The 1,801-nt window shown below is 40.2% G+C and carries 2 protein-coding genes; both read right to left on the minus strand.

The features are described from left to right. Window positions 1–4: 4 nt before the first annotated feature. Window positions 5–1,273, minus strand: coding sequence for a transposase (locus tag QUB14_RS28515; protein ID WP_333297465.1), 1,269 nt, complete (start codon window positions 1,271–1,273; stop codon window positions 5–7). Further along, entirely contained in the window at window positions 1,266–1,664 is a 399-nt protein-coding gene (gene tnpA / locus QUB14_RS28520; protein WP_333297468.1) for an IS200/IS605 family transposase, read from the minus strand. The genes QUB14_RS28515 and tnpA overlap by 8 nt, the downstream gene beginning before the upstream one ends. Between the last annotated feature and the right edge of the window lie 137 nt (window positions 1,665–1,801).

The raw sequence follows: 1,801 nt of genomic DNA on the forward strand, positions 1-1,801 counted from the left end.
AGCCCTAAAGGGACGGGGATTCTTGAAGAGTCCAGATACGAACTTTCAAAGGCGAAATCAAAGCGCCTCTACTGACTCTTTTAAGGCATAACCCTAAAGTTGCCGATACTTTTCGCAAAATATTTCCAGCACCATTACAATCTGCGTTAATTTTGCTTCCGTCTTTTGAGCTATACAGTCCGCGATTGATGCGCTTTCCTGATTCTTTCCACCCTTCAGGTTTTTCACCGAACTTAGGTAGTTCATCGGAATCTAAAAAACTCGCCTTACTTGTATAGCTTTCTTCAGTCTCAATGAACCGAATACCATATTGTTCACAAAGCTGGGAAATCCTGTTTTTTAATCGAGCGGTAGGGATTTGCACAAAGCTTTGATTGGTTTTGCTACCAAGACTTATTTCTTGTCGCATTCCCTTATTCCAGCCAAAAACAATTGTACCTATTTGGTTTTCCCGGCAATGATTCAATACCAATCTAGCCGCTTTATTAACGGCATCTCTCGTTTGCCTGTTTCGTTTTTCCGTGATTTTTGCCAATCGCTTAGACCAAAAGCCTTGAGGTCTATGCTCTTTTATTGACGCAACCCGCTTGTTATACCATTGATTTAATGATTTTAAATGCCGTCCATCTACGATAAAACTTGTCCCCACATTGGAAACGCAAGTTAACCAATTATTCAATCCTGGATCGATACCCATAGCTCTGCTGACATCTAGTTCAACTGCTGTTGACTGAAGTTGGTAGACAAACTCGACATAAAATTGTCCATTTCTTGGCAAAATGCGAATCTCTCTAATTGCTTTGTAGTCTAGGTTGGTTGGCATTGGCAAATAAAATTCACCGATTCCGAACCATAGTTTAACCTTGCTTCCCAATGGAAATCTTAATTGCCCATTCTTCAGCTTTACATCTGCTTTTGGAAACGTTACGAGTTTTAAACTATTTTTGCGGTATTTGGGTAGTTTGGGGTGTTGCGTTACCGTACCACTCTTGATTCCTTTTAATAGCCCAATGTATGACTTAAAAGATTCCGCGACGCTGGTCAATGTTTGTTGAGCAACATGGGAATATAGTGCTTTGAAGTGAAGATTGTCTTTAAATAACTTGTGCAAGTCATACTTGCTAGGAATTTTCCCGGTTTTGAAATACAACTGCCGAGAGTAGTAAGTCCCGCAGTTGGCTAACTTGTTCGACTCTTCACATACAAATTCTAGTATGCTTCTCAACTCTCGACTTGGACTGATTAGATTTGGCTGGCATCCATAATTAGACATTTTTCTGATTCTCAATGTACTGCTTAATTACTGAAATAGGCGCACCGCCAACAGTGGCAATAAAGTAGCTATTCGTCCATAGAGTTGGCAATCGACTTTTTAGCCAAGGAAATTCTTGGCGAAGATATCGAGAAGAACGCCCTTTCATGTACCGAATCAGTTTTGCAATCCCAAACTGAGGATCGCATTCTATCAAAACGTGAACATGATCTGGCATTACTTCTATCTCGATTAATTCACTGTTAAACTCAGTCGCAACCTCTAACAGTATTTCCTTTAAACGGGTGTCAACACCCTCAACTAAAACCTTTCGGCGATATTTCGGACACCACACAATATGGTATTTACACGAGTAAACAACATTTTTGTTCGACTTGTAATTGACGCTCATAGTATAGTTATACAGCACAAGCCTGTATACTACATTAATTTTGAATTAAGATTTTTTAAATATTGAAGGCGGTTGAAACCGCTGCCGACTTATCCCCGTGTCTAAAGCCAGGGGCTTGCGTCTCGTTCTTCGGTCAA

Source organism: Microcoleus sp. B3-D2 (assembly GCF_036705345.1).
Taxonomy (GTDB): Bacteria; Cyanobacteriota; Cyanobacteriia; order Cyanobacteriales; family Microcoleaceae; genus Microcoleus.